Below are 13,709 nucleotides of genomic sequence, written 5' to 3'. Positions count from 1 at the left end.
AACTTAGTAGTATGTTAAAGGAGGTAACTATGCGAGCAACAGGTAAATTAAGTAATAGAATTGTGTTAATGTCATTTGTGATGTTAGTAGCTTTGTTAGCATTTTTTATTGTCACAACAATCTATACAGCGAAATCATCTGTCAATAAAACAATGGGGGCACAGGCTGTCGCAGTAGCAGAAAACATTGCGAAACATTTAAACCCAGAGGAGTACGAACAATTATCTAAGGACCCAAGGGAATCCAAATTATATTGGCAGCTAAGAGAAGAACTAAATGAATTACGTGAAGTAAATGGGGTCCTGTATGCCTATACTTTCGCTGTTCCACAGGAAGATAAAAAAGTTCGATTTTTAGTCGATGGTATGCCAGCGGACGACGAAGAAAATGCGGGGGTTATAGGAGAGGAGTCTGCTTCTACATTATATAAAGATATTGAAAAAGTAATGGATGCAGGGAGTTATTATTCTGATATTTTACATAGCGGTTTTGGGGATTATTTGTCTGGTACAGTACCATTAAAGGATGCATCAGGAAACATTGTGGCGTTTATAGGGGTAGATATAGAGGCTAACGAGGTAAGTGGTGTAGCAAATGCTGTACTGACAGCCATTTTGCCAGCATTAATTATAGTAATTTTAATTTTAACCGGAATTGTCATGCTTATAATGTACCGTTACATAAATCGAGCGCTTAAGCCATTAGCGAAATTAGGAGACGCAGTGACAAGTTTTGCACAAGGAGATATAGCGAAGGCAACAATGGAGGTTGAAAAAATCCAACTCAAAGGGAAAAATGAAATCTCTATTTTTGCCCAAGCCTTTCAGGAGGCCTTGCAAAAATTAAAAGAAACATTCCAAACCATTCAGCAACAAACATTCACCTTACAAAATGTGGTGAAAAAGATTGATGAAACTACACAACATGTTGAAACATCAAATGCTCAAATTGCTGATCGTATTGTTGAAATCGCTGCTGGCAGTGAGCAACAACAGCAAAATAATCAAGAAGTTGTATTAACGATGAATGAAATGTCGATTGGTATACAACGACTGGCCGATACAACTTCTGAGATTGCTGAGTCATCTTCAACAATGACAGGTCTAGTGGAAACAAGCGTGAATCATTCTCAAGAGGTCGTATCTCAAATTCAAAATGTGGAATCCTCTGTTTTACGAACGGCTAAACATGTTGAGGAAATGGGGGATAGATTCGGTTCAATTGAAGAGATGGTAACGATTATTACAAGCATTGCAGACCAAACCAACTTATTGGCATTAAATGCGGCGATAGAAGCGGCAAGAGCTGGAGAAGCGGGTAAGGGGTTTGCAGTTGTTGCAGATGAAGTGCGTAAGCTAGCTGAACTGTCTAAAGCATCTGCGGATGAAATACATACACATTTGAACAGCTTTAAGACCATTACAGAACGAGCATTACATGAAATGTCTGGAAGTTCCATAGATGTACAAGCAGGTAATAGGGCTGTACAACGTATCGGTGAAAGCCTAGAAAAAATATTAAAATCAGTTGTTGAGGTAAACAATAAAATTCAAGATGATTCTGCTGTTATTGAAGAAATGTCGGCAGGCTCTGAAGAAATATTAGCTACTACAGAGCAGATGAATGATATCGCTCAGCATAGTGTGCAAGGAACAAAAGAAGTAGCAATGGCTTCCGACTTACAAGTAACAATGGTTTCCGAACTAAATGAGGTTGTAGCAATGTTAGATCAAACATTTAAAGAGGTTACTAAAACAATTAATACGTTCAAATTATGATTATTATAAACTATTTTTCTATGAGGAAAAGTCTTGTAGATAAATAGTTTTTTTATGGTATTTAATAGAAGAATAAAAAAATATAAAGACGAAATAAACCAAATAACAAGAACTAATTTGCGTTTTATCCATTGCGGAAACTTCCAAATCATAACATAATATAAGTTAATATACTCTTTGGAGGAGAAGAATTTGGGGGTCTAAAGTATGAAGTTTTTACGTTCAATACAGGGGAAACTAGTCGCTATTTCATTGGCACTACTAATTATTCCAAGTTTAATAATTGGCGTTGTTAGTTATAGTAAGGCGAAGAATGGTATGGAGGATATTGGGGAGCAGGTCATTTATAATAGTGTTCAATCTGCTTTGCAAATAATCGAACTCGCCAATGAAAGTGTTGAAAAGGGAGATATACCTTTAGATGTAGCACAGGAACGGGTACGCGAGGCTTTCTTGGGCCCGAAGGATAGTGAAGGGAAGCGGCCCATCAATTATCCAGGTGACTTGGGGGAATATGGTTATATCTATGTATTAGATAATAAGGGAACACTAACAACACACCCTACTCGGGAAGGTGATAATCTGTGGAACGATCAAGATAGTAGTGGAAATTACTTTATTCGAGAAGTAACTGATAGAGCATTGGATGGTGGTGGTTTTACGGAATACGAATTTGAGCTACCAGGTCAGAATGTATTGGCGGATAAAATAATTTATTCAGCAAAAGATCCACATTGGGGATGGATTATTGCATCAGGTACATATATGCAGGATTTTAATGCCGAGGCAAACTCGTTACTATTAGTCATTGGATTGACGTTAGCGGGTGCCGTTATCATAGGTGTCATTGTTGTCATCTTAGTATCTAGGCATTTGGCATTACCAGTCAAAAAATTATCGCAGCGCGTTCGCGAAGTAGCCAAAGGGAATTTAACTGTAGATATTGAACATTTACAGCGTTCGGATGAAATTGGTCAGTTAAATGAGGGCTTCAATGAAATGGTTGATCAACTAAAAACACTAATTTCAGATGTAGAAGAAGCAATAGTAGAAATTCAATCGACATCTGCGAATTTAACAGCAGTTGCTGAAGAAACAAATGCTTATGGCGATGAAATCGTTAAAGCTATTAATGAAGTTTCGATTGGCGCCGTAAAACAAGCATCAGAGGCGGAAGATACAAATCGAACAGCTACTGAGTTTGCTCAGCAAATTGAAGGATTACATGATAAAAATGAATTAATATTAGATGCATCACAACATATGCAAAAGTCAAATGAAGAGGGTATCGTTAATATTGCTAGCTTAAAAGATAAATCACAGGAATCTTCAATGCTTATTCAGAATATTCGATCTGTTTTTGCGAGTTTAATAGTGAAGGTACGAGAAATTGAAGGGATTGTAGGGACCATTACGGAGATTTCTGAACAAACCAATCTACTGGCTTTAAATGCATCTATTGAGGCCGCTCGAGCAGGTGAACATGGCAAAGGATTTGCTGTGGTTGCCGAGGAAGTACGAAAGCTAGCTGATCAAACATCCGTAGCAACAGAGCTAGTTCGTACTACCCTGAAGGGGATTGAAAGTGAAACAAACTTAGTCAATGATGAAATGCAAAAAACTCACGTCATTGTAGGTCAACAAAATGATTCTGTCATGGTAACAGAATCATCCTTCAAAGAAATCAAATTGGCTGTCGAAAAAATCATTTCAATTATTGGAGACATGACTGATGGCGTAGAATATGTAAACAGCGCTAAGAATGATATGATGAAATCCATTGAGAGTATTGCTATGATCAGTGAAAAAAATGCGGCTGCTTCTGAAGAGGTGACAGCGTCGGTAGATGAGCAGCAACGCGCGATTCAGCTTGTTAGTGAATCTTCCAATGATTTAACAGATGAGATTACTGCGCTGCAGGAATCTATTAAACGCTTTATTTTAAGATAAAATTATGGAGGGTGCTTGATATGCGAGCATCCTTTTTTCTGTATTCACGTTAATAAAAGGTAAGGGAGGGTTTATTTGTGAAGAAATGGATAATTAGAGTGAGTGTTGTTCTAATCGTGATAGCCATTGTCCTCTATATTTGGTTGGGGAAAGAAATCGAACGTGGAGTGGAAGCAAATGCAGATGGCTCTGCGAATTATATGATTATACTGGGAGCAAAAGTAAAACCAGGAGGTATACCATCACTTTCATTAAAAAGTAGACTAGAGGTAGCTGTTCAATATTTAACAAAGTATCCGCAAGTGAAGGTCGTTGTGTCAGGGGGACAAGGACCAGATGAAGATCGAACGGAGGCATCTGTTATGAGGGATTATCTCGAGCAAAATGGCATTGATGCTTCGAGAATCATCATGGAGGATCAATCTACTTCCACTTATGAAAATTTAGTATTCTCTAAAGAACTTTTACCAAAGGAAACAAAGAAGATTACGATTGTTTCTAATGACTTCCATTTAAAACGTGCGAAATATCTAGCTGAATCTTTAGATTTTGAGGTAGATGTAGTGTCAGCTAAGACACCAAAGTCAGTAGAAGCTAAACTAAAAATAAGAGAGCGAGCGGCATTGCTAAAAACATATATTATAGGTTATTAAAAAATTGTTTCTTAATAGCTAAGATTTGACATATAATAGAAATATCACGGGGTATATGACAGAAAGAGGGGACTTCAATGAAAACATTTAAAGACTATGAGTACAACCGTCCAAATGTTGCAGGGATGAAAGAGCAACAATTAGCACTCGTCGACCAATTTCAGAAGGCGCAATCGATGGACGAACAAAGTAGCATCATTGAAAAATTAAATGGTATCAGTAATGACTTTGCTACAATGGCTAACCTAGTGTATATTAGGGCATCTATCGATACAAACGATGAATTTTATCAAGCAGAGCGCGACTATTTTGATGAAGTTAGTCCTGAGCTAGAAGAAGTAACAACAGAATATTATAAAGCATTGATTGCCTCACCTTTCCGTGAGCAACTAGAAGACAAATGGGGTCAACAATTATTCGATCTAGCTAACTATCAAATTAAAGGGTTCTCACCAGAAGTCATTGATTTGATGCAAAAGGAAAATAAGCTAGCTTCTGAGTATAATAAGCTTGTAGCATCTGCACAAATTGAATTTAATGGTGAGACTTTAACACTTGCTCAGCTTGGACCATTTGCGGAATCTACTGATAGAGCTACGCGTAAAGAAGCAACAAATGCACGATTTGGTTTCTTTGCCGAGCATGAAGGTGAATTTGATCGCTTATATGATGAACTTGTAAAAGTACGTCATGAAATTGCTGTAAAACTTGGCTATAAAAACTATGTTGAGCTTGGTTATATTCGAATGAATCGTATTGATTACAACGCAGAAATGGTAAAGAAATTCCGTGATCAAGTTCGCGATTTAATTGTTCCTGTTGCGACAAAGCTTTATGAGCGTCAGGCGAAGCGTATTGGGATTGACGATTTAAAATTCTATGATGAAGCGCTGAACTTTTTATCAGGTAATGCAACGCCAAAGGGTGATCCAGAATGGATTGTGGCGAATGGTAAAAAGATGTATGAGGAGCTATCGCCTGAAACGGGAGAGTTTTTCAATTTCATGATCGATCATGACCTTATGGACCTAGTGGCGAAGAAAGGGAAAGAAAGTGGCGGGTATTGTACATTTATCGAAAACTATCATTCACCGTACATTTTCTCGAACTTTAACGGTACTTCAGGAGATATCGATGTGTTAACACATGAGGCTGGACATGCCTTCCAAGTGTATTCAAGCCGTAACATCGGCATTCCTGAATACTTATGGCCAACTTACGAATCTTGTGAAATCCACTCGATGAGTATGGAATTTTTCACATGGCCATGGATGGAGCTATTCTTTAAAGAAGATACAGAAAAATATAAATTTACACATTTAAGTAGTGGTCTTTTATTCTTACCATATGGTGTTGCAGTTGATGAATTCCAACATGTTATTTATGAAAATCCTACAATGACACCAGCAGAGCGTAAGGCAGCATGGAAGAAAATTGAGGAAACATATCTGCCACATCGTGACTATGATCACAATAGCTACCTCGAAGCAGGGGGCATTTGGCAACGTCAGGGTCATATTTATGCTAGTCCGTTCTACTATATTGATTACACGCTAGCACAAATTTGTGCCTTCCAGTTCTGGAAGCGTTCACGTGAAGAGTTTGAAGCGGCTTGGAAAGACTATATTCATCTATGTGGTTTAGGTGGCTCCATGTCATTTACAAAGCTTGTGAAAGAGGCAGGCTTAATTTCACCATTTGAAGATGGCTGTGTTGAATCAGTTATTGGGGAGATTGAGGCATACCTCAATTCTGTAGATGATTCGTCGTTATAACAGATACTGAAATTCGCTACACTTCCACGATTAGTATAGTGGAAGTGAGCGAATTTTTTAGTTTGTCTGAAGGCGGCTTTTTAAATAAACGCAAAAAATCTGATGATAAATTCGCTCAGAGAAAATTGATTGAGTCAAAACATACTAGGATACTTGCGAAATGGTTAATATATCAGTAGTATCTTGAGTAACGGCGATAAAAGGAAGTGAATGAAAGTGACGAGAAAGGTTTGGTTTCAGGTAGGTGTAGGGATACTGCTTACACTATTAATCATTAAATATTTTATAGAGATTCATTGGATTTTTTCACCACTAGTCATCATATTAAAAGCCATTTTTATCCCTTTATTACTGGGAGGGGTCTTTTATTATGTGACTGAACCGATTCAGAGATTTTTAGAAAAACGTAAATTTCCTAGATGGGCAAGTATATTGACAATTGTGTTTGGCCTAATAGGAATTGCAGGGATTTTTGGCTGGATTATTGGCAACCCGATTGCTGAACAGGTCAATAAATTAGTGAAGAATGCCCCGATGATTAGTTCTAGTATTAGTACGAGTATTCAGCAATTAACCGACTATGTACTGCTCAATAAAGATAACTTCCCACAGCAGGTAAATGATGTAATCGAAAAAATGGCGAATTCAGTGCAAGATGTTGCGATGGTGGCGAGTAAAGGGTTTATATCCTTTTTACAATCCATTGTATCAGTATCATTATTAGCTGTTTTAATACCATTCTTCTTTATTTTTATGTTGAAGGACCATGAGAAATTTGCACCATCTATTTATAAATATTTCAGTGGCGAACGTCAGCAATGGGTAAAGAAAACATTAAGTGAAATTGATGATGTATTACGTAGTTATATTCAGGGTCAACTGCAAATTAGCTTTTTATTAGCACTTATTATGTATGTTGGTTATTTAATTATTGGATTAGAGTATTCATTACTATTAGTAATCTTTGCGTTCTTTATGAATATGATTCCATTTATTGGGCCTTGGATTGCATTTACGCCAGCCCTAATCGTAGCGGTTATTCAGGATCCTATTTTAGTTGTTTGGGTATCCGTCGTGACGCTTGTTGCGCAGCAAATTGATAGTAATTTTATTACACCTAATGTTATGGGGAAATCGCTCGATATCCATCCACTAACTGTTATTACAATTATTCTAGCAGCAGGTAATATAGCAGGCTTTATAGGAATTATTATTGCTGTACCATTTTATGCAGTATTGAAAGTTATCGTATCCAATATTTATGATCAACGTAATGCGATTAAGAAAAAAGCAACGAAATCAGTATAGGAGTCGAAACAATGGAACAAGAAATTGTAAAGGTATTTAATGAACGGCATGAGGAAATTGGGACAGCTACAAGGTCGGAGGTGCATGAAAAAGGTCTTTGGCATGAGACATTTCATTGCTGGCTAGTTAACGAGGACTATATTTATTTTCAAGTACGAAGCTCTCAGAAAAAGGATTATCCAGGTTTACTCGATATTACAGCAGCAGGCCATCTTTTAGCTGTTGAAACAGTGGAGTCAGGTATACGGGAAGTAAAAGAAGAATTAGGGCTCCAAATAGATGTTGAAGATGTTGTCAAAATGGGCATGACCTCTTGCAGTATTGTTTCTGAAAATATGATTGATAATGAATTTTGCCATGTCTACATATATCCTTTCGAGCACGATTGGAATTCCTTTACTTTACAATATGAGGAAGTATCAGGTGTAGTGAGAGCAAGACTAAATGAGGCCGAAGCTTTCTTCTTGGGTAAAACGACGACACTTAATATTGAAGGATACGAATATTTCCCTGATGGTCAACGTGTCAAAATCGTCAGACCAGTTGGAACGGCACAATTTGTTCCTTATCGAGAACTATATGTCGCACATGTTATCAAATTTGCACGTGAAAAAATATTTAATCAAACATCCTAATTTGGGTAGGATAAGCTAGAACATAGCTTATCCTATTTTCTTTGTAAAAATGATGAGAATGTACACAATATAACAGGAAAAAATAAGTTATACTGTTAGATAGATTGTAAAGAAAAGGAGCATTTTTTATATGCTAACATTTGAACAAAAACAAGCAATTATTGAATCATTTTCTGAACTAACGAAAAAGGAAATATCATTAAAACGCTTAAATTATCACTTTATGGACAGTCTTTATGAAAAGACAATTGTAGTTGAAAAGCTCCATCCGAATGGCAATGGCTTTATCTTTGTTGGAGATTTATTGCGCTATGAGCAAGAGGCTAACAAAGGATTAGTAAATATCCGTGATTATGATGAGCAACAACTTCGTGAGATTATTGCGGATGCTATTCAATATCTATCTGAAGAGATAGAGACGGAAGAACCGATTATCGAGATTTGGCATAGTCGAGAGGGTGATCAATTACAGCTAGTATTTGAACAACGTTCTTGGAATGTCTACCATGGGGAAAATCTTGAAGAGGCGTTTGGTACGTATGATACAGCAAAAGAATATTTGCTAGAAGAAGGCTTTCGTAAAAAGAAATAATAAATACGGGGGATTATCATAAAATGAACGGGAAAAAACTAGTGGGAATTGTTATTGTTGTTGTGATTGTGGCGTGTTTACTATCAGTTTTTACTATAACTAATTTTTATAAAAACCATGAGGAACAACCAAATCGTGAAAATCGCGAAATTAATAAGTCGAAGAGCTTGAATTTAATTTTGCCACAGGCTACAATTATCTCGAATTCAAGATAATTGAGAGGTGGACTGTTAATGAAGCATATTTTTTATAAAGGTACAGATGAAACTAAACCCACTCTATTGTTGTTACACGGCACGGGCGGTAATGAAGAAAGCTTAATTGGACTTGCCAAGGAAATTGATGATACAGCCAATATATTAAGTGTACGAGGCAATGTACTAGAGCATGGAATGCCAAGGTTTTTCCGCCGATTAGCGGAAGGTGTCTTTGATATAGAGGATTTAATCATTCGTACAAAGGAACTGAACGATTTTTTGCACGAGGCATCACAGCAATATGGCTTTGATCGTCAACGAATTGTAGCTATCGGTTATTCAAATGGTGCTAATATTGCGGCTAGCCTATTATTCCACTACGAGGATGTTTTAGCAGGGGCAATATTACACCATCCAATGGTGCCAAGACGTGGGATTGAGCTACCGAAGCTTTCTGCAACCCCTGTTTTTATAGGGGCAGGTACGAATGATCCGATGTGTACAGCACAAGAATCAGAGGAGTTAGAGGTCCTTTTAAGTTCGGCCGGTGCGATGGTGACGACGAAGTGGTTTGATTTTGGACATCAGCTAACGATTCCTGAAGTACACGCAGCGAAAGAGTGGTATAACAGTATTTATGCATAGTGGAAAAATCCGCTTCCTTAAACAAGGAGGCGGATTTTTTTTATTATTTATTTTTCTTTCTTTGAGAAAGGAAGCCACCAATTCCAATCACCAAATAGTTTCATGAGACTTGGTACAAGCATAAGACGAATGATAGTGGCATCAATAGCAACAGCAATGGCTATACCTACACCAATTTGTTTTACAGGCATAACATCTGTGAAGGCAAAAGCTCCTGTAATAACAATCATAATGAGCGCTGCTGATGTAATAATCCTACTTGTGGATGTCAGTCCTTCTATTGTAGCGTGAGTATTGTTGGCACCTTTTAAATATTCCTCTTGGATACGAGAAATTAAAAATACTTCGTAATCCATACTCAAACCAAAAACAAGACAGAAAACAATAACTGGGATAATCAAGACAATGGATCCTGCTTCAATTCCAAAATGTCCATATTGGAAAATATAGACGAGTATTCCGAAGGCAGAGGAAAGTCCAATAATGTTCATAATAATGGCTTTTAACGGAATTAAAACTGAACGGAATGCCAGCATTAAAATAAAGAATGTAGACACGATGATAATGGCTATCGCTAAAACAATTTTATTAGCGATTTCATCAAATATCTCTTGGTTAAATTTTGCTGGTCCTCCGAGTGCAAAGTTAACACCTAAATCTTTATCCATCCAAGTTCTTGCAAATTTTTGAGCAATAGTGGAAGAGCCTGCTGCATCAATGGTTATGGGGATGAATAGCTTTGTATCTTTTGAAAAAGTTTGAATAACCGGTTTTAATTGTTCTGCCACCTGTGGGATTGCTAAAGAAGCAGAGAGTTCCTTAGGTGTTGGAATGTTTGCGGCTGTGTATATAGTTGAAACATTCGTAACGAGTGGATCCTTTAATAGTTTTTCTTGCATAGTGTAAATCAGTTCTCTAGCCTCAGCATCCTCCCAGCCTTCTTTCCGCTCAGCCAATAAATATAAAGTAGATGTTTCACCGAGTCCAAAGGTGTCATCTAATTTATCGTACGCTACACGTGCATCATATTTTGCTGGTAGGGAATCTACCTGAGGAATTTTTAATTGGATATCCTTTAATGGGAGCATGCCAATACCAAGTAATAATAATGCAGCAATGACGATAGCTACAGGATGTTTCATGACAAAACCTGCAAAGCTGCGCCAGCGATTTGCTCCACCTGGTTTAACGCGTAGTAGACGCCATTTATTGAGTCGATCGCCTAAAAGCATCATGGTAGCAGGGAGTAAGGTTAAGCCGGAAAGAACAGCCAACAGGACTACTATTGTGCCTCCTAGGGCGATATTATGGAATATTTCAACATTAATAACGATCATTGCACCTAAACCAATCATGACACATACGGCAGAAAAAACGATGGAACGTCCTGCTGTCTGGATAGCAATCTGAATAGCTTCTGCAATAGATGTTTGAGCACGCTCTTCACGGTAACGATTAATAAACAATAGTGCAAAATCAATACTTAAAGCAAGACCAAGCATTGGAACAATATTTAAAACGAAAATGGATAAATTTACACTACCGCTGAGTAATGTCATAATACCGAAGGCAGTTACGACTGTAACAACCCCGATGATAATTGGCAAAATAGAAGCAATGACTGTACCAAAAGCCAATAATAGGACGATAATGGCGATAGGTAATCCAATGGCCTCAGCAGATGCCAAATCCTTTTGACTGGCTGTATTAATGTCAGCAGAAATAACTGGGCCACCTGTAATATGAACGCCGTCTTCTTCAATTAATAAACGGACATCCTCAACGATTTCTGATAGGTTATCAGCATCATTTCTTAGATGGACCATCGCATAGGCAATCCCGTCTTTACGCAAAGAAGAGTCATCTAATGGTGACTGGATAGAATGTATGTCTTTGATGTCATTCAGCTTATTTAAAGTTTCTTCAATTTTCTTATCCTGAGCAGGATCGAAAACAACCAAGATTGTATTGGTTGGAATATCGAATGTTTTTGCTAGCTCTTTTGTGACATAATTATGATCAGCTTCAACAAAAAATCCATCTCCCTGAAGTTTATCAGGAAGTTGTAAAGCAAAATAAGCCATTGCTAGAAAAATAATAATCCACAGGGCTACGATTGCTTTTGCATGTGTGGTAATAAAAGTTGAAAAAGTTTTCATAGTTATTTATGTATCCCCCTTTTTCAATTAGTTTAAAGGATGCGTCACATTTTGTCGTGTGACAAAGTAAAGACTCCTGTCCATTTATTAGACAGGAGCCTTTGTTATTAGAAGAATAATGATAGGACAAAATAAATAACGGAAGCCATTACAGCTGAAATAGGCATTGTAATAACCCAAGTAGTAACAATCTTACGGGCCATTCCCCAGTTAACGCCACGTACACGCTGTGCAGAACCAACACCCATAATAGATGAAGAAATAACATGTGTGGTAGATACCGGCAGGTGGATTAGCGTTGCACCAAAAATAACTGTTGCTGACGCTAAATCCGCCGCTACACCATTAACAGGACGGATTTTCATGATCTTACCGCCGACGGTTTTAATAATTTTATAACCACCAATAGATGTACCTAGACCCATAGCTGCGGCTGCTGCAGCACGTACCCAGAAAGGTATGTCATCACCGCTATGCAACCCTCCAGCAATTAATGCCATTGTCATAATCCCCATTGCTTTTTGCGCATCGTTTGTACCATGCGTGAACGATTGAATGGCTGCGGTGAAAATTTGCATCGTACGGAACCCTTTATTGGTACGATATAAATTAAGATTTTTAAACCATAATTTAAAAAGTGTCATCATAATAAAACCAGCACAAATAGCCAATATTGGTGAAAACACTAACGCCATAATGATTTTAGTAAAGCCACCATAATTTAACACATTAAAGCCAGCAGATGCGACAGCAGCACCTGCGATAGAGCCAATCAACGTGTGGGAAGAACTTGATGGAATACCGAAATACCATGTAAGTAAATTCCAAATGATAGCTGAAATAAGTGCGGCCAAAATAACGACTGAGCCAGTTGTGTCTCCTTCAAAAGCATTTAAAGAAAACGGATCTACAATGTCTTTTGTTAAAGCTTTAGCAACCCCTACAAAAGTGATAGCACCGATAAAATTCATGGTTGCGGCCATGATGATCGCTACACGAGGTGGCAATGCTCGAGTGGAAACCGAAGTTGCAATAGCATTTGCTGTATCATGAAAGCCATTGATAAAGTCAAATGTTAGGGCAAAGATGACGACCAGTACGGTTAGTATAATGATTGTATTCATTGTAAAGTGCCCATCTCCTAATTATGCGTTACGCATGATGATTGTTTCCATAGTATTAGCTACGTTTTGACAATGATCAGCGATATCTTCAAGTTGTTCATATATATCTTTAAATTTAATGAGGCGAATCGGATCTTTTTCGTTTAAAAACAGTTGTTTAATGGAAGAACGTTGTACTTCATCACATTCACGTTCATAGTCTTTAATTAGAATGGCATGTGGACGCATACCAATTAGATTCTTTTTCTTTAACTCTTCGGTTGCTTTAACAATTTCATCAGCACTTTTAGAAATATAGCCTAGAAAAGTGCGCATGGATTCATCAATCTCTGTGAGTGAAAACATTTCAAAATGGGCAATACAATGTTCAGTACCATCTAAAATATCATCCATACGAATGGCAAACTCTAAAATATCTTCACGCTCTATAGGTGTCATAAATGATTTGTTTAGCATTACGATCAGTTCGTGAATGAGCTTATCGCCAGCAGTTTCGTAATTTTTCATTGTAATGCTAATCTCTTTCAGGTCAGCTACACTGTTAATACGAAAATCATTTGCGTAATGCACAGCCTCTCTCATATTTTCAGCAATTTTATGCAATGCAATAAAGAAAGGGTCTTGTTTTTTTGAGTTAAGCATGTAAATCGAATCCTCCTGGATATAAATAAATTAATCGACCTCTAAACTTTACTATCATAACAAAATCTTTAATTTATCTACATAAAAATTTTATATTCGACATAAAAATTTACATTGCTGTAATATACAATTCGTTCACAAAATAAAGGGAGAACAAACTGTATTTGTTTTTAATAGTACAGATAAATTCCTTTATTCCTCAATTTATGTCATATCGTTAACAGTGTTTAGCACAGATATACGTGTGATTT

Annotated in this window: 12 protein-coding genes; 9 read left to right on the top strand and 3 right to left on the bottom strand. The window is 37.2% G+C overall.

Features of this window, described 5'->3' with window-relative positions; translation table 11 throughout:
* Positions 1 to 29 precede the first annotated feature (29 nt).
* The 9 genes from AC3CH7_RS19710 (at position 30) to AC3CH7_RS19670 (ending at position 9,533) form a co-directional block, all read left to right on the top strand.
* On the top strand, positions 30 to 1,778 hold the full coding sequence (locus AC3CH7_RS19710) for a methyl-accepting chemotaxis protein (protein WP_099805363.1): 1,749 nt from the start codon (positions 30 to 32) through the stop codon (positions 1,776 to 1,778).
* 207 nt (positions 1,779 to 1,985) lie between these two features.
* Positions 1,986 to 3,728 carry a methyl-accepting chemotaxis protein gene (locus AC3CH7_RS19705; protein ID WP_332291026.1) on the top strand — a complete coding sequence of 581 codons (1,743 nt, stop codon included), beginning with the start codon at positions 1,986 to 1,988 and terminating at the stop codon, positions 3,726 to 3,728.
* A gap of 77 nt (positions 3,729 to 3,805) precedes the next feature.
* Positions 3,806 to 4,381, top strand: a complete 576-nt coding sequence (locus tag AC3CH7_RS19700; protein WP_036162374.1) for a YdcF family protein — start codon at positions 3,806 to 3,808, stop codon at positions 4,379 to 4,381.
* A gap of 77 nt (positions 4,382 to 4,458) precedes the next feature.
* Positions 4,459 to 6,156, top strand: coding sequence for a M3 family oligoendopeptidase (locus tag AC3CH7_RS19695; protein WP_036162372.1), 1,698 nt, complete (start codon positions 4,459 to 4,461; stop codon positions 6,154 to 6,156).
* Between the two features lie 210 nt (positions 6,157 to 6,366).
* On the top strand, positions 6,367 to 7,464 hold the full coding sequence (locus tag AC3CH7_RS19690) for an AI-2E family transporter (protein WP_012295859.1): 1,098 nt from the start codon (positions 6,367 to 6,369) through the stop codon (positions 7,462 to 7,464).
* Positions 7,465 to 7,475: 11 nt separating this feature from the next.
* Entirely contained in the window at positions 7,476 to 8,099 is a 624-nt protein-coding gene (locus AC3CH7_RS19685) for an NUDIX hydrolase (RefSeq protein ID WP_012295858.1), read from the top strand.
* 130 nt (positions 8,100 to 8,229) lie between these two features.
* The gene (locus AC3CH7_RS19680; protein ID WP_012295857.1) at positions 8,230 to 8,691 is read left to right on the top strand and encodes a hypothetical protein; all 462 of its coding nucleotides are present in this window, start codon (positions 8,230 to 8,232) and stop codon (positions 8,689 to 8,691) included.
* Positions 8,692 to 8,714: 23 nt separating this feature from the next.
* Positions 8,715 to 8,906, top strand: a complete 192-nt coding sequence (locus AC3CH7_RS19675; protein ID WP_012295856.1) for a hypothetical protein — start codon at positions 8,715 to 8,717, stop codon at positions 8,904 to 8,906.
* Positions 8,907 to 8,924: 18 nt separating this feature from the next.
* Positions 8,925 to 9,533, top strand: a complete 609-nt coding sequence (locus AC3CH7_RS19670; protein ID WP_036217643.1) for an alpha/beta hydrolase — start codon at positions 8,925 to 8,927, stop codon at positions 9,531 to 9,533.
* A gap of 47 nt (positions 9,534 to 9,580) precedes the next feature.
* Here the strand turns inward: AC3CH7_RS19670 and AC3CH7_RS19665 are convergent, their stop codons facing one another.
* From AC3CH7_RS19665 to AC3CH7_RS19655, 3 genes are all read right to left on the bottom strand, one after another.
* Positions 9,581 to 11,692 (bottom strand): MMPL family transporter, encoded by a 2,112-nt coding sequence (locus AC3CH7_RS19665; protein WP_036164811.1) that lies wholly within the window; start codon positions 11,690 to 11,692, stop codon positions 9,581 to 9,583.
* A gap of 107 nt (positions 11,693 to 11,799) precedes the next feature.
* Positions 11,800 to 12,816 (bottom strand): inorganic phosphate transporter, encoded by a 1,017-nt coding sequence (locus tag AC3CH7_RS19660; protein ID WP_012295853.1) that lies wholly within the window; start codon positions 12,814 to 12,816, stop codon positions 11,800 to 11,802.
* Between the two features lie 21 nt (positions 12,817 to 12,837).
* Positions 12,838 to 13,458, bottom strand: coding sequence for a DUF47 domain-containing protein (locus tag AC3CH7_RS19655; protein ID WP_012295852.1), 621 nt, complete (start codon positions 13,456 to 13,458; stop codon positions 12,838 to 12,840).
* Positions 13,459 to 13,709: the final 251 nt, after the last annotated feature.

This window comes from Lysinibacillus sp. F12, assembly GCF_057773605.1.
This window is presented reverse-complemented; position numbering and strand designations above follow the sequence as displayed.

Excerpts from the sequence above, each read along its gene's own strand:
- AC3CH7_RS19710 (WP_099805363.1), top strand. The coding sequence starts at position 30 with ATGCGAGCAACAGGTAAATTAAGTAATAGAATTGTGTTAATGTCATTT.
- AC3CH7_RS19705 (WP_332291026.1), top strand. The coding sequence starts at position 1,986 with ATGAAGTTTTTACGTTCAATACAGGGGAAACTAGTCGCTATTTCATTG.
- AC3CH7_RS19695 (WP_036162372.1), top strand. The coding sequence starts at position 4,459 with ATGAAAACATTTAAAGACTATGAGTACAACCGTCCAAATGTTGCAGGG.
- AC3CH7_RS19690 (WP_012295859.1), top strand. The coding sequence starts at position 6,367 with ATGAAAGTGACGAGAAAGGTTTGGTTTCAGGTAGGTGTAGGGATACTG.
- AC3CH7_RS19685 (WP_012295858.1), top strand. The coding sequence starts at position 7,476 with ATGGAACAAGAAATTGTAAAGGTATTTAATGAACGGCATGAGGAAATT.
- AC3CH7_RS19680 (WP_012295857.1), top strand. The coding sequence starts at position 8,230 with ATGCTAACATTTGAACAAAAACAAGCAATTATTGAATCATTTTCTGAA.
- AC3CH7_RS19675 (WP_012295856.1), top strand. The coding sequence starts at position 8,715 with ATGAACGGGAAAAAACTAGTGGGAATTGTTATTGTTGTTGTGATTGTG.
- AC3CH7_RS19670 (WP_036217643.1), top strand. The coding sequence starts at position 8,925 with ATGAAGCATATTTTTTATAAAGGTACAGATGAAACTAAACCCACTCTA.
- AC3CH7_RS19665 (WP_036164811.1), bottom strand. The coding sequence starts at position 11,692 with ATGAAAACTTTTTCAACTTTTATTACCACACATGCAAAAGCAATCGTA.
- AC3CH7_RS19660 (WP_012295853.1), bottom strand. The coding sequence starts at position 12,816 with ATGAATACAATCATTATACTAACCGTACTGGTCGTCATCTTTGCCCTA.
- AC3CH7_RS19655 (WP_012295852.1), bottom strand. The coding sequence starts at position 13,458 with ATGCTTAACTCAAAAAAACAAGACCCTTTCTTTATTGCATTGCATAAA.